Raw genomic sequence first — 24,412 nt, 5'->3', positions numbered from 1 at the left:
TGGGCAGGTTTCTTTTGAGAGGGCCGAGCATGGCGACCGACGAGGAACTGGCGCAATTCCGCCTGCGCTTCAAGGCAATCACCGCCGACATGGCCGATGACGACGAGGTCAGGATGTACATCGACGATGCCCATCGCGTGGTCGATGACGACAGCGCTTGGCGCGAGGCCGATCGTCCGATCGGCGTGCTGTATATGGCAGCCCATCTGGTGATGATGGCGCGTGCTGCCGACACCCAAGCCAAGCAGGGCGGCGTCCAGACCGGCGCGGTGACGTCCATCACGGTGGCCGATCGCACGGTGCAGTTCGACACTTCTTCCCAAGAGACGACCAGCGGCAGCGGTCTTTCGCAGACCATCTACGGTCAGCAGTACCTGATGATGCTGCGGCGCAATCCGGTCTTCATCATGAGGGCGTGATGCCGGGCTTCGATGATTATGCGCTGGTGCTGGAGAACGCGATCGACGGCTTCTACGGCGAGGACATCGAGCTTCGGCCCATGATCACCGGCAGCTATCTGTCGCAGCCGATCGTCGACTCTTCACGCGCGATCGTGCCGGCCAGGGGCGTTGTGGTCTCCAAGGGCGCAATGCTGCGGTCGGACTCCGGCTTCATCGCCAAGCGCCTTGAATCCGATCTGCTCTTGGAGGTGCAACCGAGCTATATGGCGGGCATTCGGGAGGGCGATCGGGTGCTGCTCAAGAAGACCGGTGGCCTGTTCGAGATCTCCTTCATCGAGCCTGCGCATTATGGCCGCCCGGTGCTGCACCTGCTCACGGTGAAAGACAACCCGTGAGCCTGATCCGCATGGTGTCGCGGATGTGTGCGGTTGCCGCCTTGATGGACCGCACCTTCGCCGAAAAACGGGTGTACGATTCCGACAACACCCCGCTGCTCGATGCGATTCAGAACGAGCGCAAGCCGTACATCACGGTCTTCACCGACAACGACACCACGGAAGGCATCTTCGGCCGCGACATCTATTGCGGCGATCACCGTATGTCGGTGGTGTTCGAGTTCGGCATCGCTAGCGCCGCAACGGTCAAGAACAAGGGTACCGTCCTCAACATTCCGCAGACTGATCAGGCGATGGAGGCCTTGGTCGACATTCTGGAAAGCCAGATTGTCGCTGCGGTCGTCTCCGATCCCACTTCGCCGTTCGGCGAGGTGTTCCGGCAGCTGGTCAACAAGATCATTCGCACTCCCTCGGTGCGCGGCGGCTCGCATGACCGCGGCACCCGCTGGGCGGCGCGGCAGTTGACGTTGATCTGTGACACCATTGCTGCTCCCGCGCCGGGCGTGGTGCTGGACGACGATCATCCGATCCGCCAGTTCATCGCCTTCGCACGCCGCGACGAGTTTGCCGCGCTCGGCATGAAGGAGGCGGCCGATCTGGTCGAGCGGGTCCTGAACGAGACCGCTTCGCCCGACTGGCGGCAGCAGCAGGCTTGGCTGGGCCTCACCGAGGCCGGCATTCGCGGCACCGGTGTTGCGCCGATGCCGGATGGCGACGAGGCGGGGCATCCCCTGACTTTGGCAGAGCCGGCGTTCGATGCCGACCTGACCTTCTTTCCGCCGCTTGAGCCGGACGATGGTTAAATGGCCATCAACGTCAGGATCGACAGCGCCGACCTCGTCAAGTTCATGCAGAACACCGAGAAGGCGCCGCAAAACATCAAGGGCATCGCTGCCAGGGCCTTGAACAAGCTCGGCGATCAGCTTCTGGATGACGTGGTCGAGGTGGTCGCGGCACAGACCGGCATGGACGATCGGGTGCTGCGCCGGGACATCGTGGTCACCAGAGCCTCTCCCGGCAACCTGTATTACTCAATCGACGCATCGGCCGCGCTGATCGAGGCGCCGGCCACGCGACCGATGCCGGGCGCCAGACGGTTCAACCGCCGTCCCGACGATTACTTTCACGCCGAGGAATTGGTCAACATCGTCACGATGGGCGACGAGGAGGTCTGCAAGATCTGCGAGGCCTTGGAGGAGGGCGGTCCCTACACGATCGAGGAAGCACGGACCTTGCTTCCTGCCCATCCGCACTGCCGCTGCGTGGTGCAGCCCTATCGCTCACGGCGGGAATTGCCGGTGGCATTTCGGAAGGGCCAGAGCGTCGAGCTCGCCAGCGCGACCTTGGAGCGGCTGAGGGAACGGCTCCGAAACGAGATCAAGTTCAGCTTGCGGGTGTTGTGACATGGCCGCCAATGATGCCATCGACAAGATGATGGCCGAAATTGCCTCGCTGCGTCGCATCGTCGGCAACATGATCCGCCCGGCCACCGTGCATGAGGTCAAGGGCGACAAGATGCGCATGGTGCTGGGCCAGGACAAGAACGGGCAGGATGTGTTCGGGCCGTGGCTGGACACCATCAATCACCGCGGCGGCGCGCGTGAACGGCGCTTCTACAAGAAGGGGCAGAACCTGACGCTGTTCTGCCCCAACGGCGACATGAGCCAGGCGATCGTCGCGCCGTTTGCCCCGAACAAGAATTTCGAGCATCCGGACCACGCCAACAAGTCGGGGCAGAACGAGGAGACCTATCAGCAGGACACCATCCGCTCCAAGACCAAGCCGGATGCGCAGGAGTTCTGGATCGCGCCGGAATCGACCGACGACGATGAGCAGCAAAGCGGATCGGCCTCGACTTCGCAGCAGAAGCAGAAAAAGCAGTTCGACCCGGACAAGGATGCCTTGGTGCTGGTGCGCGCCGGCGAAATCCAGAAGGACGATGATTCCGAGGAGCAGGGCTCCCAGGCTGGGCAGCAGAAGTATCAGTCCAAGCCGAAGGGCATGTACCACGTCCGGGTCAAGAAGAAAGGCGGCCAGCTCTCCGAGGACAAGCCGCAGGAAGGCCACATCCTGTTCGAGGCCTCCGACCAGATCACCTTCAAGGTCGGCAATTCGACCATCACCATGCTCGGCAACAAGATCACCCTGACGTCGGACGAGATCGTCACCGACGGCAAGACCCTGCTCGGCGACCCGGAAGCCGACAAGCTGATCTCGGGCAAGGGCACCAAGGATACCGGCGGCTACGAGGATCAGGGTCCTGTGTCGAAGAACGTCTACATCAAATTCGGGGAATAGCTTGATGAGCATGAAAACCCGGCTCTACTTACGGTTCGCAGCCCGCATCAACATGGTCTTGAGGCCGCTCGGGCTGTTGCTCATGGCGACCTTCGAGGGTGATCCGCCGGAGCCGGTCGAAGTCGTCAGGCTGCATCTGCGCCGTAGCGGGCGCTTGTATCGTTACTAGGGCGTGTACTCATAAACGCCTTGCGTCTGCTTTGAGGCGCAAACCGGAACACATTTGCTCGGTCTGAACCTTACCGCTTTTGACCCGAAGCGGTCCTAATTCGGGATGCCTGCCGAAGTTGCATAGCCGTACTGAGAGCACCCCAATATGTTCATCCGGGGTTTCACGCGCCCAACGGAGGACATGATGAGGGCCACTCACCCTAAATCGTTTGGTGCGGCAATCCTGCTCGTATCGATTGCCTTCGTCGTCTCCGCCCAGGCGCAATCATCGCGCTACAACGAACTGGCCAACGCGCCGTTTACCAACGGTTATCTCTCCAAGGAAGCCATCGCATCGTTGAACGACGAGTTGGTCTTTCAGCGCGCTGTGCAGTCATACTTGTGGGCGCTCCCGGCGCTCAACATGTACGGCATGAAGGACGGCTCGGAAAAAGTGTTCGGCAAGGGCTACAACGTGCTGCCGATCTGGAAGGACAGGCTCAACGCCAGGACGCTGGTCACCACGCCAAATTCCGACGTGATCTACGCGATGGGATATCTCGACCTCAAGGACGATGGGCCGATCGTCATCGAAGCGCCGCCGGGCCTCCAAGGTATTCTCGACGACTTCTTCCAGCGGCCAATTTGTTCAGAAGGCGAAATCGATGGCCGCGTCTGGTGCGGCGACGTGGGACTTCCAGGACCCGACCGGGGCAAGGGCGGCAAGTACCTGCTCTTGCCGCCCGACTACAAGGGCACGCCGCCGGCCGGATACTTCACCCTGCGGTCGCGCACCTACGGAGTGTTTGTCTTTTGGCGTGGCTTCTTCAAGGACCCGAAGCACCTCGAAGAACCCGTCCGCGTCATGGAGCAGACGCGCATCTATCCGCTCGGCAAGGAGGACAGCGCGAAGCCGATGCAGTTTCCGAATGCCTCGGCCGTTCCCGCCAACATGCTGTATGCGACCGACGGCAGCGCCTTCGATGTGATCGCGCGTTTCATCGAGCACGAATATGTCGATCCCTCCGACATGGAAATGCGCGGCATGCTGGCGACGCTCGGTATCGAAAAAGGAAAGCCCTTCAATCCCGACCAGCACCTGCGCGAATTGCTCGACCTGGGCGCGAAAACCGCGTTTCGCATCGGCCATGTGGATGCCTATGAACGTTTCGGGCTCTATTACAAGGACCGCCGGTGGCGCAACGTCTTTCCAGAAAACGCAACATTCACCGCTGCCACATTCAATTATAGCGACTTTCGCGAGGCCTTTTTCACAGTCGCTTATTCAACGAGCCCGGGCATGGCGGTCAACATGGTCAACGTCGGCGCAAAATATCCGACGACTTTCGTTGATGCGAACGGCGATTTCCTGCGTGGCGCAGCCAGCTACAGGCTCCATCTCCCGAAAGACATTCCGGCCGCGCTGTTCTGGTCAGCAACTGTGTATGATTCGGTCACAGCTTCCGGCCTCGACAACGGACAACCGTTCCCGTCGATCAACGCGATGGACAAGCCCGCCACGAATGCCGACGGTTCGACCGACATCTATTTCGGTCCGACCACACCAGGTGACGGCAAGAACTGGCTGAGAACGCTGCCGGAAAAGGGCTTCTTCGTGGTCTTGCGCATCTACGGTCCGACGCAGGCATTCTTCGACCAGACATGGAAACCGGGGGACGTCGAGAAGATCAACTGAATTAAGGAGGCGACGCTATGCCATGCAGCTGCGATAGAAGCATGCGCTCTTTGGTCTCGTTCGTAGTAGTGGCACTTGCCATGCTGCTCGGAGAGGCCCAGGCGCAGCAGGTCCCGCTTCCAAAATCCTCCGCCGAAGTGCCGGGCCCGGCGCCAGGCACAGCGATGACCAAAGCCTACGTGCAGACGGTGGGCCGCATGGCTTACCTGTGGGGGTGGACGCTGGTCAACACGACCAATCGCGCCGCAGCCTTCGCCAAAGCGTCCGAACCGGCCCTGCTGGGCGGCGTGCTGCCGGTCGCCTACAACCGAATAGCGATGCTGACCGGCTACATCGCACCGGACCAGAGCTTCATCGCTTGCCCGAACCAGGATGTGGTGTACGGCGCCGGATTTTTCGGGCTGGACAAGGAGCCTATCGTCATTCAGGTCCCGGACTTCGGCGAACGCTTCTGGATTTATGCGCTCTGGGACGCGCGCACCGACGAGGTCTCGAAGATCGGGAAGCCATATGGCACCAAGCCCGGCTTCTATCTGTTGGTCGGTCCGAATTGGACCGGCAGTCCGCCGACCGGCATCAATGCGGTCGTGCGCTCGTCCACGAACGCGGTGTTTGCCGTCCCGCGCATCTTCATGGACGACACGCCGGAGGATCACCAGGCCGTCCAGCCGCTACTCCGCCAGATCAGCTTCTACCCGCTGTCTCAGTTCGATGGGAAAACGAAGACGACCGATTGGAGCAAGCTGCCGCACATCCCGGCTCCGCCCTCCAGTGGCAAGGGCGAGACCGCGTGGGTGAACCCGGACACATTCTTCGACGAGTTGCCGGCCGTAATGAAGCAGGTGCCGCCGCTGCCGGGCGAGGAATCCCTTTATAACTGGATAGGTAGCGTGCTGGACGCCGCCGCAAAGGACCCGGAAATCAAACAGACGCTGAAGGAAACCGCAGTCGCGGCCGAGAGCGAAATGATCACGCCGCTGTTTCAGTGGCGCTACAACGGGCGAAGCGCTGGCAACGGCTGGAACTCGCCAGTGAACAATGGCGAATGGGGCACGGACTACCTCAATCGCACCGGCACCGCCAAGACGAACATGTATGACAACAGGCCCGAGGAAACCAAATACATCTACACCGACGACGACAGCCAGGGCCAACAACTCAACGGCCAGAACACCTACATGATCACCTTTGCCAAGGGCCAGGTGCCGCCGGTCAAGGGTTTCTGGTCGCTCACGTTATACGATGAGCAGCACTTCTTCCATCCGAACCTGCTCAACCGCTATTCGCTGGGCACCAAGAACAAGGCTCTCAAATACAACGGCGACGGTTCGCTGACGCTCTATGCTGGCGTCAAATCGCCAGGTGCCGACAAGGAAAGCAATTGGCTGCCTGCGCCGGACAGGAAGTTCTCGCTATATCTCCGCGCGTACTGGCCCGACCAAGCCATCATCGACGGCACATGGACGCCGCCGGCGGTGCAGAAGGTGGACGCTGGTGGTGTCGGCCGCCAGCAATGAGGCGAACGCCATGAGCGGCATTTTTGTCGCCTCTTGGCCCGAATGCGAAGTCCGCGCGGGATCGGAAATCGTCTGCTTATCGGGGTAGATCGGAAGTGACTGGTCGACCTTCCAATCGGCGCTTTCCCCATTTGTGACATCGACCAGCATCTCATATTGCACCCGCGAAGGCGCTTTCAGCCCCTGGCAAAACGCTGGTTCGAGCTGTTACGATGTTGCGGTGCCGTCTCCTGAGCTTAGGGGCGACGATAAAGCGGCCCAATTCGATACTAGTGTGCATTGCGGTGGTTCGCCCGCCCCAATGCGCTCTCGCGTCGAGCCGGAGGTGGCGCATCCGCTTGCTCATGTACGTTCAAGAATGGACATGAGTTGGATCGAGGAACATGGCCGACCTTACATTCGCCGCGAGCGGCAAAGATCTGTGTCCACTCACTCGGACAGTGCTTGGGAATATTGATCACAGAATAGAATTGAGGAGGAGCATCATGATCTCTGATCAGAAAAGCGTCCACTCTTCGGATGATCTAGAGCCAGTGGCAGGAAACGGGCTCCTCCATCGGCGCGTTTTTTTGACTGGGGGCATTGGTCTTGCTGCAATAGCGCTGACAGAACCAGCTTCCGCAGAACCATTGCCCATTGAGTCCTGGATGAAGGTGCCAGGGGCAGGATTCGACGGCTATGGGAAGCCATCAAAATACGAAGAGAAGTTGGCCAGGACTTGGAATACTGCACCTGGCACAACCGGCACCGGCGCGGCCCGAACGCCGCTGCATTTGCTCGATGGAATGATCACGCCGAACGGCATACATTTTGAGCGCTCTCACAGCGGAATTCCTGACATCAACCCAGATACCCACCGGCTCCTGATCCACGGCCTCGTAAAGCGTTCGCTGATATTCACGTTAGAAGACCTCGAGCGGTATCCGCGCGAATCGCGAATTGCGTTTCTTGAGTGTGGAGGCAACGGCCAGTTGCTATACCAGAAGGAGCCCGTCGCAGCGGGCGTTCAGGCAATTCATGGTCTTGCGTCGTGCGCTGAGTGGACCGGCGTGAAACTCTCTGTCGTGCTTCAGGAAGCCGGCGTTGATCCTAAGGCAAAATGGATATTGGCTGAAGGCGCAGATGCCGCCGGTATGAGCCGAAGTATTCCGTTAGCAAAAGCAATGGATGACGCATTGATCGCGCTCTACCAAAACGGCGAGCGAGTGCGGCCATCTAACGGTTATCCAATGCGGCTTCTGCTGCCGGGGTATGAAGGCAATATGAACGTGAAATGGCTCCGGCGGATCAAGCTGACCGAAGGGCCGACCATGACCAAAGACGAAACGTCGAAATACACCGTCACATTGCCTGACGGCAAATCACTGCAGTTTGTTCTTCCTCAGGAAGGGAAGTCAGTGATTACTCGACCATCGCCGGGGCTGACTTTGAAACAGTCCGGCCTTTACGAAATCTCGGGTCTTGCATGGTCGGGATATGGGAAGATCACTCAAGTCGAGGTCTCTGCTGATGGTGGCAAGAGCTGGGCAAAGGCCGCGCTTCAGTCACCGGTGTTGTCAAAGGCGCTGACGCGATTCCGAATTCCATGGCGGTGGAATGGCGGACCGGCTGTTTTAAAAAGCAGGGCGACCGATGAGACCGGTTATGTGCAGCCGACCCGAGACAAACTAATTGCCATGCGCGGCAGTCGAGCGATTTATCACTGCAACGCCATTACGACCTGGGCCGTCTCTGAGAAGGGCGAGGTCAAGCATGTTTATGCGTAACATTCCAGCTTTCGCGGCTTTCGGCCTCGCTTTAGCATCGGGTCTCGTCTTCGCGGCTGATAGCCCAAACCTCGGTCGTGTGGCATCACCGGACGAAATTGCGTCCTGGGACATCAGCATTGCGCCGGATGGGGTCGGCTTGCCGCTTGGCAGCGGAACACCCAAGCAGGGAGAGACTGTATACGCGACCAAATGTGTCGCCTGCCACGGCGATAAAGGCGCCGGCAAGCCCAACGATCAGCTTGTGGGCGGTCAAGGAACGCTTCCTGGCGATAAGCCTGCAGTCAAAACGGTGGGGAGCTTCTGGCCCTACGCCACGACTATCTTCGACTATGTGCGGCGAGCAATGCCACATAATGAATCGAAGTCACTTACTAACGACGAGGTATATGCGGTCGTTGCCTATATCCTGAACCTGAACGGCATCGTCGCTGAAAATGAGATCATGGATGCCCGCACCCTGCCAAAAGTCAAAATGCCGAACCGCGATGGATTTGTACCGTTTTCGCGCGGGAAATGAACACAAGAAATCCGAGCGGAGTTTAACCCCTCAAGCAATTAACGCCGGACGTTCGAGCCTATCCTTTCGATTCATCGGCGGCACGCCTAGCACTTGCTCGCGGTAGCTTGTGGCCCGTAGTCGTTCCTCCGGCCCTCTTTGCTCAAGCTGACGAAGTGATCGAATAGCAATGTCCGCCTGTGCTCTGCAGTGGTCTGACGCTGCGAGCCGAGAGTCAGCTTTCCTGTGTTGAACTGACGAGAGTATGGTGGGGTCGGGGTTTCGGGTTTGGACCCACTTCGGACATTCGGTCGCAGCGTCGGAAGCCAATTGTTCGCCCTTTCTCACGCGGCGCCCTCGCAAAGTGCTAGGCTTTAGACATCGATGAGGCTTCCTCTGGGGGGCTCGATGCGATGGCGCGAGTTCATCACGCTTTTTGGTGGCGCGGCGGCAACGTGGCCGTTTGCCGTGCGTGCGCAGAAATCGCTGCCCCGGATTGGGTGGCTAGTATTTGGCGACGCCAAATTGGGTCCGATCGATCGGTCGTTGAAGGACGCACTCGCACAAGCGGGACTCTTTGATGGCCGCAATATCGAAATCGCCTTCCGCTATGCCAACGGCAGATCGGATCGACTAGGGGAATTGTCGGCCGAACTTATCGCACAAAAGCCTAACCTGCTGCTCGGCGTTGGCAGTCCTGTTGTCATGCCGCTGTTCGAGGCAAGTAAAGGCGGCGTACCCATCGTTGGTGGCATTAGCGAAAGTCCTATGCGGGCGGGAATCGCGGTGTCTCTTGCTCGGCCAGGTAAGAATTTCACCGGGGTTACGTTTCTCACGGATGAAATGGCAGCCAAGCGGATAGAACTTCTGAAGGAAGTGGCTCTCAACGCAAAACGGGTTGCGGTGATATTTAACCCCCAGCATTTCGACGACGAGGTGACGTTTGCTCGCCGCGGTGCGGAATCGCTCGGCATCGAGCTAACCACCCACCCGATAAATGACGTCACCGATCTCGATGCAGCCTCGCGGTAAGTGCGAGCGGGGCGGATAGCCTCCTCGTTATCTCGTCACGGCTGACCGGCATTGTGCAGCCAATATTGCCCAATACGGCCAGGAGCATCGGCTCCCCGTGATTGCTTCGTGGCGCGAATTCGTAGCCAGCGGCGCTTTGTTGTCCTACGGACCGAGTCGGATTTTCGAGGCCAAACGCTTGGCCGGCTATGTGCAAAAGGTTTTAAACGGCGAAAAGCCCGCAGATTTGCCTATCGAGCAACCCGTTAAATTCGAACTTGTTATCAATCTCAAAACCGCCAAGGCCCTGGGGCTCAAGGTACCGCCTTCATTACTCGGTCGCGCCGACGAGGTGATTGAATGAAGCTGCTGTGTGCTGCAACGCATGAGTCCGGAAGTGGCCCAAAGCGGCAGTCCCGGATGTCTAAGCGGACATCAACCCCGCTCTAGATTTATGAGTACACGCCCTAGACTAGTGAGGAGCACGACCATGGTGCAAAGGAAACCGGTCAACGAGTATCACGTCTACGATGACAGCTTGAGGCGGATCGCGGGCGTCGACATCATCGAGCGGGATGGGGCGCGCGTGGTGCGCCTGTCCGCCGGGCAGGCTGCTTACCTGACCGACCAGGGCACCATCGGCGTGACGCCGAAGGCGCAACTGTCGGCCGCCGCAAGTAGCCTGATCAAGCAGTTCCACGGCGCGAAGGCTTAAGCCTTGGCCAAGGTCAGCGAACTGTACGATCCGCGCTATGATGCGTGGCCGGAACTGCGGCAGGAGACGCGCATCCTGGCGCCGGTGCGCGTCGGGATTGATCGTTCGACCGGCAAGATGATCGTCGGCTGGAAGCACGTCCGCCAGAGCATGGCGATGATCTTCATGACGCGCTTTCACGAGCGGGTGCTGCGGCGCTGGGTCGGCTCTTTCGTGCCGCATCTGCTCGGCGAGAACGCGGTGGAGCGGACCATCACCCGTTTCTATTGGGCGATCGCCGCCTCGATCGACTTGTGGGAGCCGAACTATTCGATCACCCGCATCAGGGTCTCCAAGCGCGCCGACGGCTCCGAATTGACCTCGTCCGACGAGCTTCGGACCGGCCAACTCCAGACCCGGAACGAAGGCATCTACAAGCCGCGCGGTCACCTCGGCGATCCGACCCCGGAGACCCGTCAGCCTTTCGGGCTGGTCGGCTCGGCGAGCGGCGGCTGGGAGCAAGCCTAAATGACGGCGCGCTATTCGGTCATTGACCTGTCGCAGCTCGGCACGATGTCCGTGCTCGAGACCATCGATACCGAGGCCATCATCGCCTCGCGCATGACCCGCTTCAAGCAGGTGTGGGCCGAGAACGATCCGCCGGCAGCCGCGCAGTACGATGTCGGCGACCTCGAATTCGATCCGATCAAGATCAATCAGGAAAACTCGACCTATTTCGAGTTGATGCTGCGCGACCGGGTCAATCAGGCGGCGCGCGCCACCACGCTGGCGTTTGCGACCGGGACCGATCTCGATGCCATCGCCTCGCGCTACCCCGATGGGGTGCCGCGGCTCACAGGCGAGGACGACGACCGCTACCGGCATCGCATCTGGGCGTCCCCGAATCCACTCTCGCCCCACGGCGTTGCGGAGAGCTACGAGTTCTGGGCCTTGAGCGCGCTTGGCGGCGCCTTGCGCGATGCGACGGTGGTCAAGATCAGGCCATCGCTCGCCGAAGATCCGGTCGTCGTCGTCACCTGCATGCTGGAGGGCGACAATCCGGTGCCCTCCACAGCGCAGCTGCTGCAAATCCGCAGCTACATCATCGACGAGAAACGGGCAGGGACCACCGACGTGATCTCGATCCGCGCGCCGATCATGCGCGACATCGCCTATCGCATTGGGCTGTATCTGTATCCGGGGCCGGATGCGCCGACCATCGTTGCTGCGGTCAAGGACAGCCTGAACGCGCTGGTTGAAAACCTGCGCTGGCTCGGCGAGGACCACACCTTGATGCAGATCAACAAGGCGATTGCGCTCACCGGCGTGCATAGCGCGGTGATCGAGTCTCCAACCGAGGACGTCCGGGTCGATCCGACCGGACTGGTGCGGGTGACCTCAGTCGACGTCGAATATCGGGGCCGGCGTGAGTGACGGCTTTGGGGCGCAGCTGCTCTATCGGGCGGCCACCGGCTTTGAGCGCGCCATGGCGGATGCCGATGCTGAGCGGTTGCTTGGCATCAACGCTGAACTGACTATCGAGAACTGGGACCCGTACCTCGTTCAGACCAAGAACCTGCCTTTTCTCGCTTACGCCATGGGCGTGACGCTGTGGGAAGATGACTATTGGAGCGAGGGGCAGAAGCGGGAATGGGTCGCCAACCAGTGGCTGTTCAAGAGCCTGCGCGGCACCGTCAGCGGCATCCGCATGGCGCTCGATGCCTCGAACTATGTGCTCGACCAGCACGTGACGCCGCCGCAGGGCTTCTATGCCTCGCCGGACCTGACGCCGGCGCAGTGGAACGCCTGGATCAAGCAGATGCCGGAGCTGCGGCTGACTTACGCGCAGCGCCAAGGCACGCGGGGGCTGGACGAATTCTTCCTCGATTGGGGATTTGCTGACCAGGACGCCTGTTCGATCGACGATGGCTTTGCGCTCGGTGGCCGCTACGCGGTGCTGCGGCATCTGGGAGCAGATACCCCGCTCGCGTTCGTCGATTACCGGCCCGGCTTCAAGGATGCAGAGGCGGTCGATTACGAGCGGCTGTCGACCGCAGGGAAATCCTCGCTCGGCCTGATCGTCGAGGAGGATTATTCCGACGATGATCGTTACGTCTGTTTCGAAGAGGTCACGCCAGATCTGTACACGCTGCGCCTCGATCGCAGCTACAGCGTCGATGCTTCAGAGGTGACGCTGACCATCGTGACGCCGAGCCAGGAGCCGATCACGCCGAGCTACGAGATCAACTCGGATGTCGGCAATGGCAACGGGATGGTGTTCACCGAGGATTATTCCGACGATCGCTATGCCGACCAGCCGGATGGCGGCGACAAGTTGCTCGCGCAGCGCATCTATCTGCTCGATCCTGCTGTTGCGGAGCCGATGACCATGGGCATCAGCTTCTCCGACGCCACCCGCGTCGGGATGCCGTCCTATACCGCCGAATTGATGGTTGATCTCTTCACCAGCGAACCGTTGCCGGTGCAGTTCATCGAGGAGACCGAGGTTGGTGAGGGCTTCGCCATCGACGAGGACCCCACGCATATCGATCGAGCGCTGCGCGCCATCAACGCCGGCAAGGCCTTGCGCGACACCGCGCTGGTGACGTTTGCCGTCAAACGACCGGTCGCCATGGGCGACTACCTCGCCGACACGACCGCGGCCACCGATTGGGTTGCGGATATACTGTAGGAGAACGCTGTGGAGAAACGAGTCCTTATCGACACGTGGCAGAAGGTCGTCCGCGATGACTTTCTGAAGTTCGGCACCTTTCCGCGTGACAGCTTCGACACGATCGTCGGCAAGCTCCTGATCCCCGATCGCGCCTTCGAAGGCTTCAACGTCGTCCAGTCCGGTCCGGCCGAGGTTACGGTCGGCTCTGGCCATCTGTTCAACAATGGCGCGGTGTACTTCAATGACACCGAAGGCGGGACCACGATCGACCTCTTGTCGCGCCTGCCTGCGGTCACCCGCCGCATCGTCGCCATTACAGTGTGGGGCCAGGAGATTAACTCCAAACTGGAGCCGCGCACCTTCCTGACCGATGCCGAGACCCGCGCCACGGTCGCGCGCGCGACCGCAACCGAGCACTGGCGCTGGGCCAACATCGGGCCAGTGAGCGGCGTCGAAGGGCCGGACCCACAGCCGCCGGCGGTCTCGGCTGACGTGGTGACGGTGGCCTATGTGACGCTGTCGACCACCGGCATCGAGTCCATCATTCGGGCCGATGAGAACCTGACGCCGACCTTGCGCGAGGCCGACAACCGGCTCAACGAGTATGACATCTGGCGTAAGGTCATCGGCACGCTGGTCGACACGCTGCGTTCTGACCTGTTGGCACTGGCTGCCAAGCTGTTCGGGCTGGCGCCCTGGGAATTCGTTCGCGCGGTGACCGCCGACGTTGCCCGCATCAAGGACAAGATCAGGCTGCCGTCGACCTATACCGCATGGGCGGCCGACCATTTCCTGACCACGGACTATTCCGACACGGCGCATCCGGACTGGCTGGCTTCGATCGAGGAAGGCGTGCGCTTCCCGGCGGCGGCTGGCTTCGACGCGCAGCTTGGCCTGCTCAATCCGCTCGATTCGTTGGTGACCAACACCAACAACGTGATCCTGCCGGCCTGGGACCCGGCGATCCGCATTTCCAATGTCGGCTTCGACGACGAATGCGCGATCGCGCAATACAACTACCAGACCGTCGACATGGTGCAGAAGATGATGGCGCGGCAGGTGACGCGCTACGGCACCCCGTTCACGGTCTGCTCCAACAGCCAGTTCTGGCAGACCGGCACCTTCGACTACGCCAACTGGACTTTCAACCGCGGCGGCGAGGTGTTCCAGGTCGAGGGCGCGGTGACGCTGGACGTCATCGGGACCGCGTGGGGCGGCTTTGCCCATAACGTCGTTCGCCTGCAGCAGGTCTGGCAGGACACGGTGATGGAGCCGTATTGGGACCGCGTGGTCACCAACTATTCCGTCAACGGCGCGGTGATCGCCGAGACCTTCCCCAATTCGCAGGATGGCTGGCTGTGCCATATCAACCTGTTCTTCTCGCGCGTGGCGGCCACCGGCGACGTGACGGTGCTGATCTGCCAGTTGACCAACGAGAGCCCGGACCCGAGCAAGATCATTGCGCGCTCGACCTTGCCGGCCGGCAGCTTGAAGACGGCCACCGCCGCCAATCCGACCGGGACCACGTTCCGGTTCCAGCCGACCTTCCTCGGCAAGGGCCGCTACGGCATCATCGTCATGACCGCCGGCAACCATTATGTGTGGCGGCTCAAGAACACCAACTACATCGCCGGCACGTTCTTCTATTCGACCGACGGCCACTGGTTTCAGGGCGACCTGACCGAAGACCTCGCTTTCGAGGCCTACTTCTGCAAGTTCCGCTCCAACCTCACCAAGGTGCAGCTCAACCCGGTACAGCTGCAGAACGGTATCGCGGCGATCGACATCAATGCCGACACCATCGTGCCAGACGGCACCAGCCTCTGGTATGAGGTGCAAAAGGACGGAGTGTGGGCCGCGCTCACCGGCGAGGGGCAGGCTGCCTCGCTGTTTGCTGGCTTGCCGCCGCTGTTGCCGTTCAGGGCCTGCTTCCAGGGTTCGGACTCGACCCAGCCCGCACTCGGCGTCTCCTCTAACTCGCGCGTCACCACCTGGCGCCCGCGCTCGGACTTCCGTCACATCTCGGCGGTGCGTGGTCCGATGTCCACGATCAACAAGATCACGCTCGACGTGCGGCTGGAGTCCTGGCGCGATGCAGCCGACTATGTCGCCGCCTCGAACTTCTCCAGCAACAACCACCATCACTTCCGGTGCTTCCTGCTGCATGGCAACAACTACGCGACCATGCGGCCGGCAGACGTGGCCACCGCGGAGGTGGCGCCGGACGATCCCAACGCGGTGATCTTCCATCTGACTTACTACGGGATGGGAAACCTCACGTCCTACCGCTTCCGGATGGAGGGCACCACCGACAACGTCCTGACGACCTATCACGTCGCCGAGCGGCTCGACGTGGCGTTCGTTTATTCCGGTTCATAACCAGCAATCGCTCATCAGGAGCACAGCAATGGCAGATTTTGTCGACGACAAATACTACAGGGTCGAGCTTTTGCGAGCGGTCGACTTCGGCGGGACCATCTTCCGTCCCGAGATGTCGGGCACCGTGATGCGGGGTGGCGTCATCAATCTGTTGATGCAGGACCCGAAGAACGAAGGTGCCTTCGGCGCGACCACCGAGGTCAAGGACTATGGCGCAGAAGCCGCTCAGTGAGCAATTTGCCTTTGGTCGGGACACCCCGATCATCGGGAACTTGACCAAGTTGGTGGCGGCGATCGACGCGAGGTTCGCGGCGCTCGCGCAGATGGAAGAGAAGGTCAATGCCACGCTTGACGGCGTTGTCAGCCTGGCATTGCAGCGGCTGAACGAGACCTTCACGCCACTGATCGTCGAGGCGCAGCAGCGGCTGGAGCAGTTCGGGGCCGCCTTTGGGGCGACTTCGCAGTCCACTCTCGACGTGTCGCTGGGCGTCAAGACGCTCGTGATCGATGAAGATCGTCGGGTCGGCTTCATCTATTCCGACTATGTGGCCTTGCGCGCGATCGAGAACGACGCGATCAGCATGCTGGCTCATGTCACAGATTACCAGCGCGACTCCGGCGAGTTGTCGGTCGATGTTGTGCAAATCCCGGAAAACGCTGGCGCCTCCTACACCGGATGGAAGGTCAACATCTCGGCAGCGCCCGACCTTGCGCACGCCGGCCGCACCGACAACCCGCACCATACCACGGCCGAACAGGTGGGGGCCTACACCACCACCGAGACCGATGCCGTGGTTGCCAATGCCGTGGCCGGCGCGCAGGACGCGATCAACAACTACATCAACGGCCTCGGCTTCATGCGCCAGTCGCTCAACCTGAGCGATCTGGTCGACAAGGCGGCGGCGCGCGCCAATCTTGGTGCGCAAGTGGCCGGCAACTATCAGGCAGCGCTCGGTTATACTCCGGTGAACAAGGCCGGCGACATGATGTCCGGCAGCCTCACGGTCAACGGCGATCTCGCTTCGCGCCGTGCCGGCTCACCGGGCACCGGCATCTTGTATCTGGGCAACTCCGGCGCGCGCTATCTGTATTTTGACGGCGCCAACTACAGTCTCCCCGGTGCTCACGTCTACTCGGCCGCCGGGCGGTTGTTGGGCACCGGCTCTGATGCCGGCCTCGTCATCAATGGACGCCTGGCCTATGCCGCCGACACTTCCGTCAACGCCAACGGCATGAGCGAGCCTTACGGCGGCGCGGTGATGACCGGCTTCGGTTGGGTCAGCGGCGTCGCGACGCAAGCACGCTTCCGTTACATGCAGCTTCAGAATCTGGCCGGCGGCTGGTGGACGATTGGATACGCATGACGACAATCATCAATCACGGCTCATGGGAACGCTACGTCCCTGACGAGTTTCCGTCGGGCGCTCCTGCGAGCACAATGTTCTGCAAGAGAGCCGATGACGGGATGGACTGGTACGCCTACACGCACCCGCCGGCCACAAACTTCGCGCCGACGTCCGTCAAGGCGACGGTCTACGACAACAGGCTCGTCGCCGTGGCCCGCGATGTGTCGCTGCTGTTTCCCCAAGGGGCGACCGTCATCGAGATCACCGACGACACCGCCACGGAAGACGTGCTGGCGGTCTATGGCGGGCAGATTTACGACCCAGTGGCCAACACGTTGTCACCACCGCCGCCGCAGGAGCCGGCGCCGTTCACCAATCGCAGGCCGACGATCGTGGCGGCGGCTTTCAACATCCATGTCGCGGATTTTGACATCCCATCGATCGACGGCCTGTTCAACATCGCCGCCGCCGTCTACCTCGACGTCGGCAGCTACATGGTGTTCTTCGTCCAGCCGCAGCCCGATGCGGCCTATTACGCCGTCATCACCGGCGATGCGCCGGCCGCGCGATTGAGCGATCAGGCGCCCGAATACTTCACCATCGAAACCAAAGACGGGCCGGGAGGCAACCCGATCGATCCGGCCGTCCTGTCTGTCCAGATCATGAGGATCGACCAATGACGGAGCCGACTATGGGAAGACTCGTGTGTTTTTTGAATGCGCTTGGCGAGGATCGTGTGCGGGTGATCACCACCATGCCGGGCACTGCTCCCTATCTCATTCGCAACATCTTGAGCGACGGCAAGCCGTACTGGTACTGGGAGACGATCCCGCTCGGCACGGTGGTGGGTGCCGACTTCTCCAATGCGCCGCTCGGCACGGCGAACATCCAGATCAACCAGCAGAACATCAACGCGATTAGGGTAAAGCCCGAGGACGTACTGATCTACGATCCCCCTTTGGGGTCCACGGCGCCGTCCGCCGCTTGATCGCGTGGCTTCGAGGCCTGACATGGGCAGCATTGCAACGCTCACGCAAACGCTCGAAGTCTCTGATGTCGGCGACATCGTGATCACGACCATCGAGCAGGACGCTGACGCCGGGGACTATGTCCGGGAAATCCGCGTGTTCGGGACGGCCACGACCGGCAAGGCGCCGTCGCTGGTAACGCTTCGCCTTCGCTCGACGACCCGCCAGTCGTTGGAAGTGACGGCGCCGGCGAGCGGGTTCTGATCCAACACCCACATACTTTCCACGCAAGGAGACCATCACGATGGGAGATCCAGTCTTTGGCGTCGTCATCCGGCCGGTTGACGAAGAAAGCAGGCCGATCATCGGCGCCGACCTGTCCACGATCGGCATTATCGGCCCGGCCGCGGACGCGGACGCCTCGGTGTATCCGCTCGACACCCCGGTGCTGGTCTACAGCAACGACACCACCAAGACCAAGAAGCTCGGCACCAAGGGCTATCTTGCGGACGGCATCACCGGCATCAACGACCAGCTTGGCGAGATGCAGTTTGCCGCCCGCGTGGTGGTGGTGCGTACCGCGGACGGCGTCGATGTCGATCCGGCCATCAAGCTGCAGAAGACCATCAACAACATCGTCGGCTCCTCGCTGGACAATACCGGCATTCATGCTTTCCTGAAGTCGGTCGGCATGCTGGGGGTGACGCCGAGGCTGATTTGCGCGCCGGGCTACACCGGCCAGTTGGCCAACTCGGTCAATACGCTCGAACTCGAGAGCGGTGGCGAGGGCTATGTTGAGGGCCAGGTCTATCCGCTCACATTCTCGGGTGGCGGGGGCAATGCCGTGCAGGCGGTTGCAACTGCGACTGGCCAGGCTGATGGCACGCTCGGGGAGGTGATCCTGAGCCAGCCGGGCGCGTGGTATTCGACGCCGCCCGATGTGGTTGCGCCCTCGGCCGGCAAGCGCGTCACCGCGGTAGAGGTTGAGGGTGGCGGCTCGGGCTATGCGGTCAACGACATTGTCACGCTGCCGGGTGGCGCGTCGGTGGCGGTGACGACCATTGACAATGCCGGTGCCATCACCGCGGCGGTCCTCGCGAGCCCCGGCCTGATCGCTGCGGACGCGGCGGCGCCGGCAAACCCGGCGAGAGACGTCTCCAGCACCGGCTCCGGCCATGGAGCGACGTTCGAACTGACCTGGACTGCTTATGTGGCTGCGACCTATACCGCGACGGTGGCACAGGGCGCCAATCCGGTGTGCGTGGCGCTCAATTCGGTGCTCGATCAGCTGCTTGGGCACGCGGTGGTCGAGTCCAAGGGCGTCTCGCAGGTTGACGACGAGAACTGGCGCGAGACCATCTCTTCAAAGCGTCTGATCCCGATCTCGGGCGGTTGCAAGGTGCTCGATCCTGTGACTTCGGATGTGGTGTACCGGCCCTTGGCGCCGCGCATCATCGGGGTTGGGGTGCGGCGCGATCAGGAAAAGGGCGCACCGTTCCACTCCTGGGCCAACCAGCCGATCCAGGGTCGTCGTCGGACCGGCCCGCGACATTACCTATGCGCTCACCGACGACGCCAATGAGGCGCAACAGCTGCTCAAGAACAACATCGGCGTCATGGTGCGTGGTGAACTCGGCAACGAGTTTGCGATCGCCTCGGGCGGTTTCATCTTCATCGGCACCGACAATGCCGGCGAGGACGAGTTGTGGCGGTTCTACAACATGGTTCGCGGCCGCGATTACATCCACCTCTCGCTGCTGCGTTCGATGCGGTACTACCTCGGCCGCTTCAACATCACGATCCAGACCGTGCAGGCGGTCATGAACGGCATGAAGATGCTGCTGCGTGACCTCGCTGCCGATGGCCACATTCTCGGCTACACGGTCAACTTCTCCGCCGCCAAGAACTCGTCCGACGAGATTCGCATGGGCCATCTCACCGTCGGCTTCAAGGCGGAGGAGGCGGCGCCCTTGCGCAAATTGACGATCGAGTCCGCGCGCTACCGTGAGGCGGTGGACGCGATGATCGCCGAGCTTGCCGCCCAGATGCAGCTGCAGGGCTAATTCGCCGCCGTAGCGCCTCACATCTTTCCAAGGAGAACAGCCCATGTATGTCTACACGATGGAGAGCGTCAATCTGGTCTGCGGCGACAACGACGCCGGTCAGAACCAGCCGGGCACCGCGACCTTTCTCACCTTGCGGCAACTCAAATTGCCGAACCTGGAGGAGAACTATGTCGAGCACGTCGCCGGCGGCGCGATCGCGGCGATCGAGGTGTTCACCCACATCAACCGCCTGGAAGCGACCTTCACGCTGGCCGGCTGGCAGCCGCGCGTGATGGGGCTATTGGCTCGCGGCAACGCCTCGCGTCAGGCCCAGCGCTATACCGCTCATGGCGTGATTCGCGAGCAGCGCACCGGCAAGCCGATGAAGGCGACGGGAATTCTGTGGGGCGGCTCGGCGCCGTGAACCCGACCGCGTTCCGTCGCGGCGACCTGATGGAGCACGAGTTCTCCATCAAGGGCATCACCCACTATGAGTTGTGGATGGAGGAGAACGCATCGGCGGACGGCTCGCAGAGTTCTGTCACCCAGCTGTACTACTGGGATTTCTTCGAGAACGTGCTGATCGTCGACGGCTACAACGTGTTTGCCCAGGAGAACGCGATGATGGGCATCACCACTGATCTGACGGGTCAGGCTGAAGCCGGTTAATGACTGTGATCGACCGGACGGGCGGGCGCAGGATTTTCCTGCTGCTGCCCTTCAAGCATGAGGGCAAGTGGATCAGGTCGATCTATCTGCGCCCTATGGCGTGGGATCATGCCCTGAAATGGCAGGACGGCGATTACGCCAGCGCGATGGATTTGCTGTTCGACATCGTCGAGCAGTCGGCTGAGGTCGTCAGGCAAATCCGCTACCCAGATGTCGACCGGGTGATGAACCAGTTCTTCGAGATGCTGCCGCCGGACATCCGCGACCAGATCGCCGCCGGCCAGATCCCGCAGAAGGTGGTGCCGCTTCAGCACGATCCGGAAGAGTCGACGGCACCCGATCCAGAACTCGAGCCCGAGTTGCCGTTTGACGAGCCCTACGATCCGTACCGGATGCCGACCAAGGAGGAGATCGAGGCGGACATGAAGGCGCATCCGGTGCCGCCTGAATTGCAGCAGCCGTTCCCGCCGAAGCAATCGGACAGTCAAGGCAGCGGTCTCGGCTTTGAGGTCAACTGATGGCGAACGACGAATATAAGATCGTCCTGCAGGGCGAGGACCGCACCGCCCCCGCCTTCAAGTCGGCGGCGAAGAACGCGGCCGACCTGAACAAGGTGCTCCGGACCGGAGCTGCGGCTCAGGGCAAATACGGGCTCGATTTTCCGACGATTGCCGAGATGGAGCGCCGCGCGGCAACAACGCGTAGACAGGCGCGCGAGCAGGAGGCCCTGAACCGCACGGTGGATCGCGGCTCGACGTCGCTGCGCGGCATGGCCTCGCGCTACACCGCGCTCGGGTTCGCTGCGCACTCGGCCTATCAGGGCGTGATGGAGTTCGCCAAGAACGAGGAGCAGCTGCGCGTCCTGCAGGCGCGGACCGGCGCCGTGGCTACCGATATGGCCAGGCTGAGGGCAACGATGCGCGACGCCTCGCAGCAGTTCGGTGTGTCGCAAGAGCAGGTTGGCAAGACCTTCCAAGCGATCCGCGACGCCGGCTATATGAGCGAGGAGCAGGCGCGGGCGCTGGCCCCGGACGTCACCTCAATGGCCCGGCAGTTCGGCGTGGCCGGCGATGCGCTGGGCAAGAGCCTCGGCGAGTTCATGCAGGGACTTAAGATTGCGCCGGATCAGGGCGAGCAGGCGCTGAACATCATCGGCCGCGCTGCCAAGGAATTGCGGCTCGATCTCGATCAGCTTGGCCGCTCGGCGCCCGAACTCGGTCACCAGATGGCCGACCTTGGTGTCACCGGCGTGGAGGGCTTGAGCAAGATCCTGTCCACGATCGGCCTGTTGCGCGAGAAGGGCTTTGGTGACACCGCGCAGGCGGCGCGGACGCTGGTGCAGTCCATGCAGGAGATTCATCGCGGCGGCGGCGTCGCCGGGGCGCTTGGTCTGGACGAAGAACAATGGTCCGGCATGATGAACCGCAACATCGCGGCCGGCGGCAACTTCTTCGATTTCTACATCTCGCGCATTGTTGAGGCGCGCAAGCGCGGCACGGAATGGGGCAAGCTGTTCTCCGATCCACAGCAGCAGAAGTTCTGGAAGATGATGCTGGACTCCTCGGGCCGGTATAGGGAGCTGCAGGCCAGGGTTCGCGACGGGATGAACGACTTCTCCAATCGCTTTGTGGGCTCGGCCAACGATGCCCAGCTGGCGCTGGACAGGCTGACGACCTCGTTCGATGAACTGAAAACGACATTCGCCTCTCTCGCTGCCAGCGGGGGAGGCTTGAGCTTTCTGCGGGATGTGTCGGCCGAGCTGAAGAACATCAGCGACAGCCTTGGCAAGGCGCGGGACCTCATCGACCGGATCAACCGCGGCGAGACCTCGCTGTGGGGCGCGGTCAAGGAGATCGTCAGCGGCATGCACTTCCCGACGCCGCAATCGGTTGCGCAGGGCCTGATCAACGGCCCTGGTGGCATCATGGGCAATCCGAACTGGCAAGGTCCTCCGGTGCCGCCCGGCTTTACGCCGCCGACCTCGGTCCCGCCGCAACGCGCGACCGGCGGCCCGGTCAACCGCGGCCAGACTTATCAGGTCGGCGAGCACGGTATTGAACTGTTCACCCCATCCACCTCGGGACAGATCACGCCGCTGGATGCGGTCTCCACCACGCGCACCCTGGGCGACGTCGAACTCAACACCGAACGCTCGCTCGCGGTCCTGACCCAGATTCGCGACATGATGCGCAAGCAGGAGCAGGAGAATGAGGGTAGAGGCGGCGGTGGCGCCAGTCTGACAGGCGGCTACGGTGGCGGTGGTGGTCCGGGTTCGCGGCCGGGCGGCGGCTATAACCCGCCGGATGGCGGCATCCCGGGCGGCGCGCGCGGCGGCGAAAGCGTTGGCGGGCAGGTGCCGCGCGCATTACGGCGTCGCGGCGCCGGTGGCAGCAGCGCGGCTGGCAGCAGCGATCTCGGGATTGGCGGCGATGTCGGCGGTGACGTCGGCGGGAATGCCAGCCTGGCCGAGCAGCGCGCGCCGCTGTGGGCCGACGTCGAGCGCGATCCCGCCACCAAGCACTTGATGTACCAGATGATGGCCACCGAGGGCGGCGGCTCCGCGACCGTCGAGGCGCTGTTCAACCGCGTGGCCATGATCAGGAAGAAGGTGCCGGGCTACAGCATCAGCGACGAACTGCGCAGCGGCTTCTACGGCCCGATCAATACCGGTAAGGCGCAGCGCACCGCCATCACGCCGGCGATGCGCCAGCGCTATGACCGAGAGATCGCAAGGGTTCTCGGCGGCAGCAACATCATCCAGGGCCGCACCGATCAGGGGACGTTCGGCGATCCAAATGCGAACGGTCCGGGCCGCGTGTTCTTCCCCGGCATGAGCCGGCGCGAAATCTACAATTTCTGGAAAGGATCGCGCCGCGGCCGGCAGTTCACCTATCAGGACTCCGCGCGCTTCGCCGAAGAGCAGAATGCGAGGGCGCCTGCCAGCGACGGTTTGAACCAGCCTGCGCTGACCCAGCGTCCGGAGATGCCGACTGAACCCCCGGCTGAACTGAATGCCGATTTGCAGAAGATCAAGGATCAGCGCGCCGAACTCGAGAAGCCGATCACCATTCGCGCCCAGCTGGACCGCGGCCAGGACAACCAGTTCCGCCGCGCCTCGATGCGCCGCGAGGTCAATCGCGAGGTCCGGGAAGCCGCGTATAATTCCTACAACGACATCGGTGCCGCATGAACACGACGCTGTATCAGTTCGGCCTGATCCAGTGGCAGGTGTGGCCGTTCAACGTCTCGGAAGTGATGCACTCGACCGCGACTGACTGGTCGCGCAAGGAGATTGCAGGCGCTCCGATCTTCCGCGAGTGGGTCGGCGAGGGCGACGAGGAAATCGAGATGCGCGGCCGGGTGTTCCCGCACTTCTTTGCCACCACCGGCCTGAAGCAGGGTTCGGGCATGGGCCATCTCGACGTGCTCGACGAGATGCGCCGCTACGGCAAGTCCAACATCCTGATGCGCGGCGACGGCCTCAATCTCGGCTGGTACGTGATCGAGCATCTGTCGCGCGGTCATTCGTCGCTCGATCGCTACGGCATCGGTCGGCAGATCGAGTTCGATGCGCGTTTTCAACGGGTGCCGGTGCCGTCGGCCGATACGTTCTATCGCGATACCACTTTCTTTGCGACGAACTAAATGGCGGTGACATCCTACGAACTGGTGACGGTGACGGGAGATTTCGTCACCGCCGACCTTCTGGTGTGGCGGCGCTACAAGACGCCAGCCTATGGGATCGTTGAAAAGCTGCTCGATGCCAACCCGCATTTGGCGAGGCTGCACAAGCAATCGCCATTCCTGCCGGTCGGCACGCAGGTGCGCATCCCGATCGACAGCGACATTCTGCGCGGGCGTCCGCAGCCGCAGCAGATTCGCAACGTGACGCCGATCATCTGAA

The 24,412-nt window shown here is 61.8% G+C and carries 30 protein-coding genes; all 30 read left to right on the top strand.

The window, feature by feature from the left end; all coding sequences use genetic code 11:
* Positions 1–29 precede the first annotated feature (29 nt).
* The 30 genes from AC5ZGW_RS35840 (at position 30) to AC5ZGW_RS35695 (ending at position 24,411) form a co-directional block, all read left to right on the top strand.
* The gene (locus AC5ZGW_RS35840; protein WP_130228277.1) at positions 30–419 is read left to right on the top strand and encodes a DUF4054 domain-containing protein; all 390 of its coding nucleotides are present in this window, start codon (positions 30–32) and stop codon (positions 417–419) included.
* A complete protein-coding gene (locus AC5ZGW_RS35835; RefSeq protein WP_130228276.1) occupies positions 419–796 on the top strand; it encodes a hypothetical protein in 378 nt (125 codons plus the stop codon). The genes AC5ZGW_RS35840 and AC5ZGW_RS35835 overlap by 1 nt, the downstream gene beginning before the upstream one ends.
* Positions 793–1,599 (top strand): hypothetical protein, encoded by an 807-nt coding sequence (locus tag AC5ZGW_RS35830; RefSeq protein WP_130228275.1) that lies wholly within the window; start codon positions 793–795, stop codon positions 1,597–1,599. Before AC5ZGW_RS35835 ends, AC5ZGW_RS35830 begins: the two co-directional genes overlap by 4 nt.
* Positions 1,600–2,199 (top strand): HK97 gp10 family phage protein, encoded by a 600-nt coding sequence (locus AC5ZGW_RS35825; RefSeq protein WP_130228274.1) that lies wholly within the window; start codon positions 1,600–1,602, stop codon positions 2,197–2,199.
* Position 2,200: 1 nt separating this feature from the next.
* Complete coding sequence (locus AC5ZGW_RS35820) at positions 2,201–3,094, top strand: phage baseplate assembly protein V (protein WP_130228273.1); 894 nt, start codon at positions 2,201–2,203, stop codon at positions 3,092–3,094.
* Between the two features lie 4 nt (positions 3,095–3,098).
* Positions 3,099–3,263: a hypothetical protein gene (locus AC5ZGW_RS35815; protein WP_165435408.1), complete on the top strand. Its 165-nt coding sequence runs from the start codon at positions 3,099–3,101 to the stop codon at positions 3,261–3,263.
* A gap of 186 nt (positions 3,264–3,449) precedes the next feature.
* On the top strand, positions 3,450–4,940 hold the full coding sequence (locus AC5ZGW_RS35810; RefSeq protein ID WP_130228272.1) for a DUF1254 domain-containing protein: 1,491 nt from the start codon (positions 3,450–3,452) through the stop codon (positions 4,938–4,940).
* A 41-nt stretch (positions 4,941–4,981) separates the two neighbouring features.
* Positions 4,982–6,457 carry a DUF1254 domain-containing protein gene (locus AC5ZGW_RS35805; protein ID WP_165435407.1) on the top strand — a complete coding sequence of 492 codons (1,476 nt, stop codon included), beginning with the start codon at positions 4,982–4,984 and terminating at the stop codon, positions 6,455–6,457.
* A gap of 485 nt (positions 6,458–6,942) precedes the next feature.
* The gene (gene soxC / locus AC5ZGW_RS35800; RefSeq protein ID WP_130228270.1) at positions 6,943–8,223 is read left to right on the top strand and encodes a sulfite dehydrogenase; all 1,281 of its coding nucleotides are present in this window, start codon (positions 6,943–6,945) and stop codon (positions 8,221–8,223) included.
* Positions 8,210–8,743 (top strand): c-type cytochrome, encoded by a 534-nt coding sequence (locus tag AC5ZGW_RS35795; protein WP_130228269.1) that lies wholly within the window; start codon positions 8,210–8,212, stop codon positions 8,741–8,743. The genes soxC and AC5ZGW_RS35795 overlap by 14 nt, the downstream gene beginning before the upstream one ends.
* Before the next feature lie 387 nt (positions 8,744–9,130).
* Positions 9,131–9,754, top strand: a complete 624-nt coding sequence (locus AC5ZGW_RS35790; RefSeq protein WP_165435406.1) for an ABC transporter substrate binding protein — start codon at positions 9,131–9,133, stop codon at positions 9,752–9,754.
* Between the two features lie 64 nt (positions 9,755–9,818).
* Positions 9,819–10,097: an ABC transporter substrate binding protein gene (locus tag AC5ZGW_RS35785; protein ID WP_130228267.1), complete on the top strand. Its 279-nt coding sequence runs from the start codon at positions 9,819–9,821 to the stop codon at positions 10,095–10,097.
* 126 nt (positions 10,098–10,223) lie between these two features.
* Entirely contained in the window at positions 10,224–10,448 is a 225-nt protein-coding gene (locus AC5ZGW_RS35780) for a hypothetical protein (protein WP_130228266.1), read from the top strand.
* 3 nt (positions 10,449–10,451) lie between these two features.
* A complete protein-coding gene (locus AC5ZGW_RS35775) occupies positions 10,452–10,955 on the top strand; it encodes a GPW/gp25 family protein (RefSeq protein ID WP_245474915.1) in 504 nt (167 codons plus the stop codon).
* Positions 10,956–11,861, top strand: coding sequence for a baseplate J/gp47 family protein (locus AC5ZGW_RS35770; RefSeq protein ID WP_130228265.1), 906 nt, complete (start codon positions 10,956–10,958; stop codon positions 11,859–11,861).
* Positions 11,854–13,119 (top strand): phage tail protein I, encoded by a 1,266-nt coding sequence (locus AC5ZGW_RS35765; RefSeq protein WP_130228264.1) that lies wholly within the window; start codon positions 11,854–11,856, stop codon positions 13,117–13,119. Before AC5ZGW_RS35770 ends, AC5ZGW_RS35765 begins: the two co-directional genes overlap by 8 nt.
* A gap of 9 nt (positions 13,120–13,128) precedes the next feature.
* The gene (locus AC5ZGW_RS35760) at positions 13,129–15,480 is read left to right on the top strand and encodes a hypothetical protein (RefSeq protein ID WP_130228263.1); all 2,352 of its coding nucleotides are present in this window, start codon (positions 13,129–13,131) and stop codon (positions 15,478–15,480) included.
* 28 nt (positions 15,481–15,508) lie between these two features.
* The gene (locus tag AC5ZGW_RS35755; protein WP_130228262.1) at positions 15,509–15,712 is read left to right on the top strand and encodes a hypothetical protein; all 204 of its coding nucleotides are present in this window, start codon (positions 15,509–15,511) and stop codon (positions 15,710–15,712) included.
* On the top strand, positions 15,690–16,844 hold the full coding sequence (locus AC5ZGW_RS35750) for a hypothetical protein (protein ID WP_130228261.1): 1,155 nt from the start codon (positions 15,690–15,692) through the stop codon (positions 16,842–16,844). The genes AC5ZGW_RS35755 and AC5ZGW_RS35750 overlap by 23 nt, the downstream gene beginning before the upstream one ends.
* The gene (locus AC5ZGW_RS35745) at positions 16,841–17,506 is read left to right on the top strand and encodes a hypothetical protein (RefSeq protein ID WP_496114037.1); all 666 of its coding nucleotides are present in this window, start codon (positions 16,841–16,843) and stop codon (positions 17,504–17,506) included. The genes AC5ZGW_RS35750 and AC5ZGW_RS35745 overlap by 4 nt, the downstream gene beginning before the upstream one ends.
* A gap of 11 nt (positions 17,507–17,517) precedes the next feature.
* A complete protein-coding gene (locus AC5ZGW_RS35740) occupies positions 17,518–17,814 on the top strand; it encodes a hypothetical protein (protein WP_130228259.1) in 297 nt (98 codons plus the stop codon).
* A 22-nt stretch (positions 17,815–17,836) separates the two neighbouring features.
* Positions 17,837–18,058 (top strand): hypothetical protein, encoded by a 222-nt coding sequence (locus tag AC5ZGW_RS35735; RefSeq protein WP_130228258.1) that lies wholly within the window; start codon positions 17,837–17,839, stop codon positions 18,056–18,058.
* Positions 18,059–18,098: 40 nt separating this feature from the next.
* Positions 18,099–19,376, top strand: a complete 1,278-nt coding sequence (locus AC5ZGW_RS35730) for a phage tail sheath protein (RefSeq protein ID WP_130228257.1) — start codon at positions 18,099–18,101, stop codon at positions 19,374–19,376.
* A 34-nt stretch (positions 19,377–19,410) separates the two neighbouring features.
* Entirely contained in the window at positions 19,411–19,857 is a 447-nt protein-coding gene (locus AC5ZGW_RS35725; protein WP_130228256.1) for a phage tail sheath C-terminal domain-containing protein, read from the top strand.
* A 43-nt stretch (positions 19,858–19,900) separates the two neighbouring features.
* Positions 19,901–20,263: a phage major tail tube protein gene (locus AC5ZGW_RS35720; RefSeq protein WP_130228255.1), complete on the top strand. Its 363-nt coding sequence runs from the start codon at positions 19,901–19,903 to the stop codon at positions 20,261–20,263.
* Positions 20,260–20,508 carry a hypothetical protein gene (locus tag AC5ZGW_RS35715; RefSeq protein ID WP_130228254.1) on the top strand — a complete coding sequence of 83 codons (249 nt, stop codon included), beginning with the start codon at positions 20,260–20,262 and terminating at the stop codon, positions 20,506–20,508. The genes AC5ZGW_RS35720 and AC5ZGW_RS35715 overlap by 4 nt, the downstream gene beginning before the upstream one ends.
* Positions 20,508–21,026 carry a hypothetical protein gene (locus AC5ZGW_RS35710; protein WP_130228253.1) on the top strand — a complete coding sequence of 173 codons (519 nt, stop codon included), beginning with the start codon at positions 20,508–20,510 and terminating at the stop codon, positions 21,024–21,026. Before AC5ZGW_RS35715 ends, AC5ZGW_RS35710 begins: the two co-directional genes overlap by 1 nt.
* Positions 21,026–23,698 carry a phage tail tape measure protein gene (locus AC5ZGW_RS35705; RefSeq protein ID WP_496114036.1) on the top strand — a complete coding sequence of 891 codons (2,673 nt, stop codon included), beginning with the start codon at positions 21,026–21,028 and terminating at the stop codon, positions 23,696–23,698. Before AC5ZGW_RS35710 ends, AC5ZGW_RS35705 begins: the two co-directional genes overlap by 1 nt.
* Positions 23,695–24,153, top strand: coding sequence for a phage tail protein (locus AC5ZGW_RS35700; protein WP_130231235.1), 459 nt, complete (start codon positions 23,695–23,697; stop codon positions 24,151–24,153). Before AC5ZGW_RS35705 ends, AC5ZGW_RS35700 begins: the two co-directional genes overlap by 4 nt.
* On the top strand, positions 24,154–24,411 hold the full coding sequence (locus AC5ZGW_RS35695) for a tail protein X (RefSeq protein WP_130231237.1): 258 nt from the start codon (positions 24,154–24,156) through the stop codon (positions 24,409–24,411). It abuts the gene before it with no gap.
* Position 24,412 lies beyond the last annotated feature (1 nt).

It is taken from the genome of Bradyrhizobium sp. Crot121 (genome assembly GCF_059512385.1).
The sequence above is the reverse complement of the archived record's forward strand: the minus strand, read 5'-3'. Positions and strand labels throughout refer to the sequence as shown.

Excerpts from the sequence above, each read along its gene's own strand:
- AC5ZGW_RS35755 (WP_130228262.1), top strand. The coding sequence starts at position 15,509 with ATGGCAGATTTTGTCGACGACAAATACTACAGGGTCGAGCTTTTGCGA.
- AC5ZGW_RS35720 (WP_130228255.1), top strand. The coding sequence starts at position 19,901 with ATGTATGTCTACACGATGGAGAGCGTCAATCTGGTCTGCGGCGACAAC.
- AC5ZGW_RS35735 (WP_130228258.1), top strand. The coding sequence starts at position 17,837 with ATGGGCAGCATTGCAACGCTCACGCAAACGCTCGAAGTCTCTGATGTC.
- AC5ZGW_RS35740 (WP_130228259.1), top strand. The coding sequence starts at position 17,518 with ATGGGAAGACTCGTGTGTTTTTTGAATGCGCTTGGCGAGGATCGTGTG.
- AC5ZGW_RS35795 (WP_130228269.1), top strand. The coding sequence starts at position 8,210 with ATGTTTATGCGTAACATTCCAGCTTTCGCGGCTTTCGGCCTCGCTTTA.
- AC5ZGW_RS35815 (WP_165435408.1), top strand. The coding sequence starts at position 3,099 with ATGAGCATGAAAACCCGGCTCTACTTACGGTTCGCAGCCCGCATCAAC.
- AC5ZGW_RS35705 (WP_496114036.1), top strand. The coding sequence starts at position 21,026 with ATGGCGAACGACGAATATAAGATCGTCCTGCAGGGCGAGGACCGCACC.
- AC5ZGW_RS35825 (WP_130228274.1), top strand. The coding sequence starts at position 1,600 with ATGGCCATCAACGTCAGGATCGACAGCGCCGACCTCGTCAAGTTCATG.
- AC5ZGW_RS35725 (WP_130228256.1), top strand. The coding sequence starts at position 19,411 with ATGGTGCGTGGTGAACTCGGCAACGAGTTTGCGATCGCCTCGGGCGGT.
- AC5ZGW_RS35790 (WP_165435406.1), top strand. The coding sequence starts at position 9,131 with ATGCGATGGCGCGAGTTCATCACGCTTTTTGGTGGCGCGGCGGCAACG.
- AC5ZGW_RS35835 (WP_130228276.1), top strand. The coding sequence starts at position 419 with ATGCCGGGCTTCGATGATTATGCGCTGGTGCTGGAGAACGCGATCGAC.
- AC5ZGW_RS35780 (WP_130228266.1), top strand. The coding sequence starts at position 10,224 with ATGGTGCAAAGGAAACCGGTCAACGAGTATCACGTCTACGATGACAGC.
- AC5ZGW_RS35730 (WP_130228257.1), top strand. The coding sequence starts at position 18,099 with ATGGGAGATCCAGTCTTTGGCGTCGTCATCCGGCCGGTTGACGAAGAA.
- soxC (WP_130228270.1), top strand. The coding sequence starts at position 6,943 with ATGATCTCTGATCAGAAAAGCGTCCACTCTTCGGATGATCTAGAGCCA.
- AC5ZGW_RS35770 (WP_130228265.1), top strand. The coding sequence starts at position 10,956 with ATGACGGCGCGCTATTCGGTCATTGACCTGTCGCAGCTCGGCACGATG.
- AC5ZGW_RS35710 (WP_130228253.1), top strand. The coding sequence starts at position 20,508 with ATGACTGTGATCGACCGGACGGGCGGGCGCAGGATTTTCCTGCTGCTG.
- AC5ZGW_RS35810 (WP_130228272.1), top strand. The coding sequence starts at position 3,450 with ATGAGGGCCACTCACCCTAAATCGTTTGGTGCGGCAATCCTGCTCGTA.
- AC5ZGW_RS35820 (WP_130228273.1), top strand. The coding sequence starts at position 2,201 with ATGGCCGCCAATGATGCCATCGACAAGATGATGGCCGAAATTGCCTCG.
- AC5ZGW_RS35805 (WP_165435407.1), top strand. The coding sequence starts at position 4,982 with ATGCGCTCTTTGGTCTCGTTCGTAGTAGTGGCACTTGCCATGCTGCTC.
- AC5ZGW_RS35695 (WP_130231237.1), top strand. The coding sequence starts at position 24,154 with ATGGCGGTGACATCCTACGAACTGGTGACGGTGACGGGAGATTTCGTC.
- AC5ZGW_RS35750 (WP_130228261.1), top strand. The coding sequence starts at position 15,690 with ATGGCGCAGAAGCCGCTCAGTGAGCAATTTGCCTTTGGTCGGGACACC.
- AC5ZGW_RS35700 (WP_130231235.1), top strand. The coding sequence starts at position 23,695 with ATGAACACGACGCTGTATCAGTTCGGCCTGATCCAGTGGCAGGTGTGG.
- AC5ZGW_RS35745 (WP_496114037.1), top strand. The coding sequence starts at position 16,841 with ATGACGACAATCATCAATCACGGCTCATGGGAACGCTACGTCCCTGAC.
- AC5ZGW_RS35840 (WP_130228277.1), top strand. The coding sequence starts at position 30 with ATGGCGACCGACGAGGAACTGGCGCAATTCCGCCTGCGCTTCAAGGCA.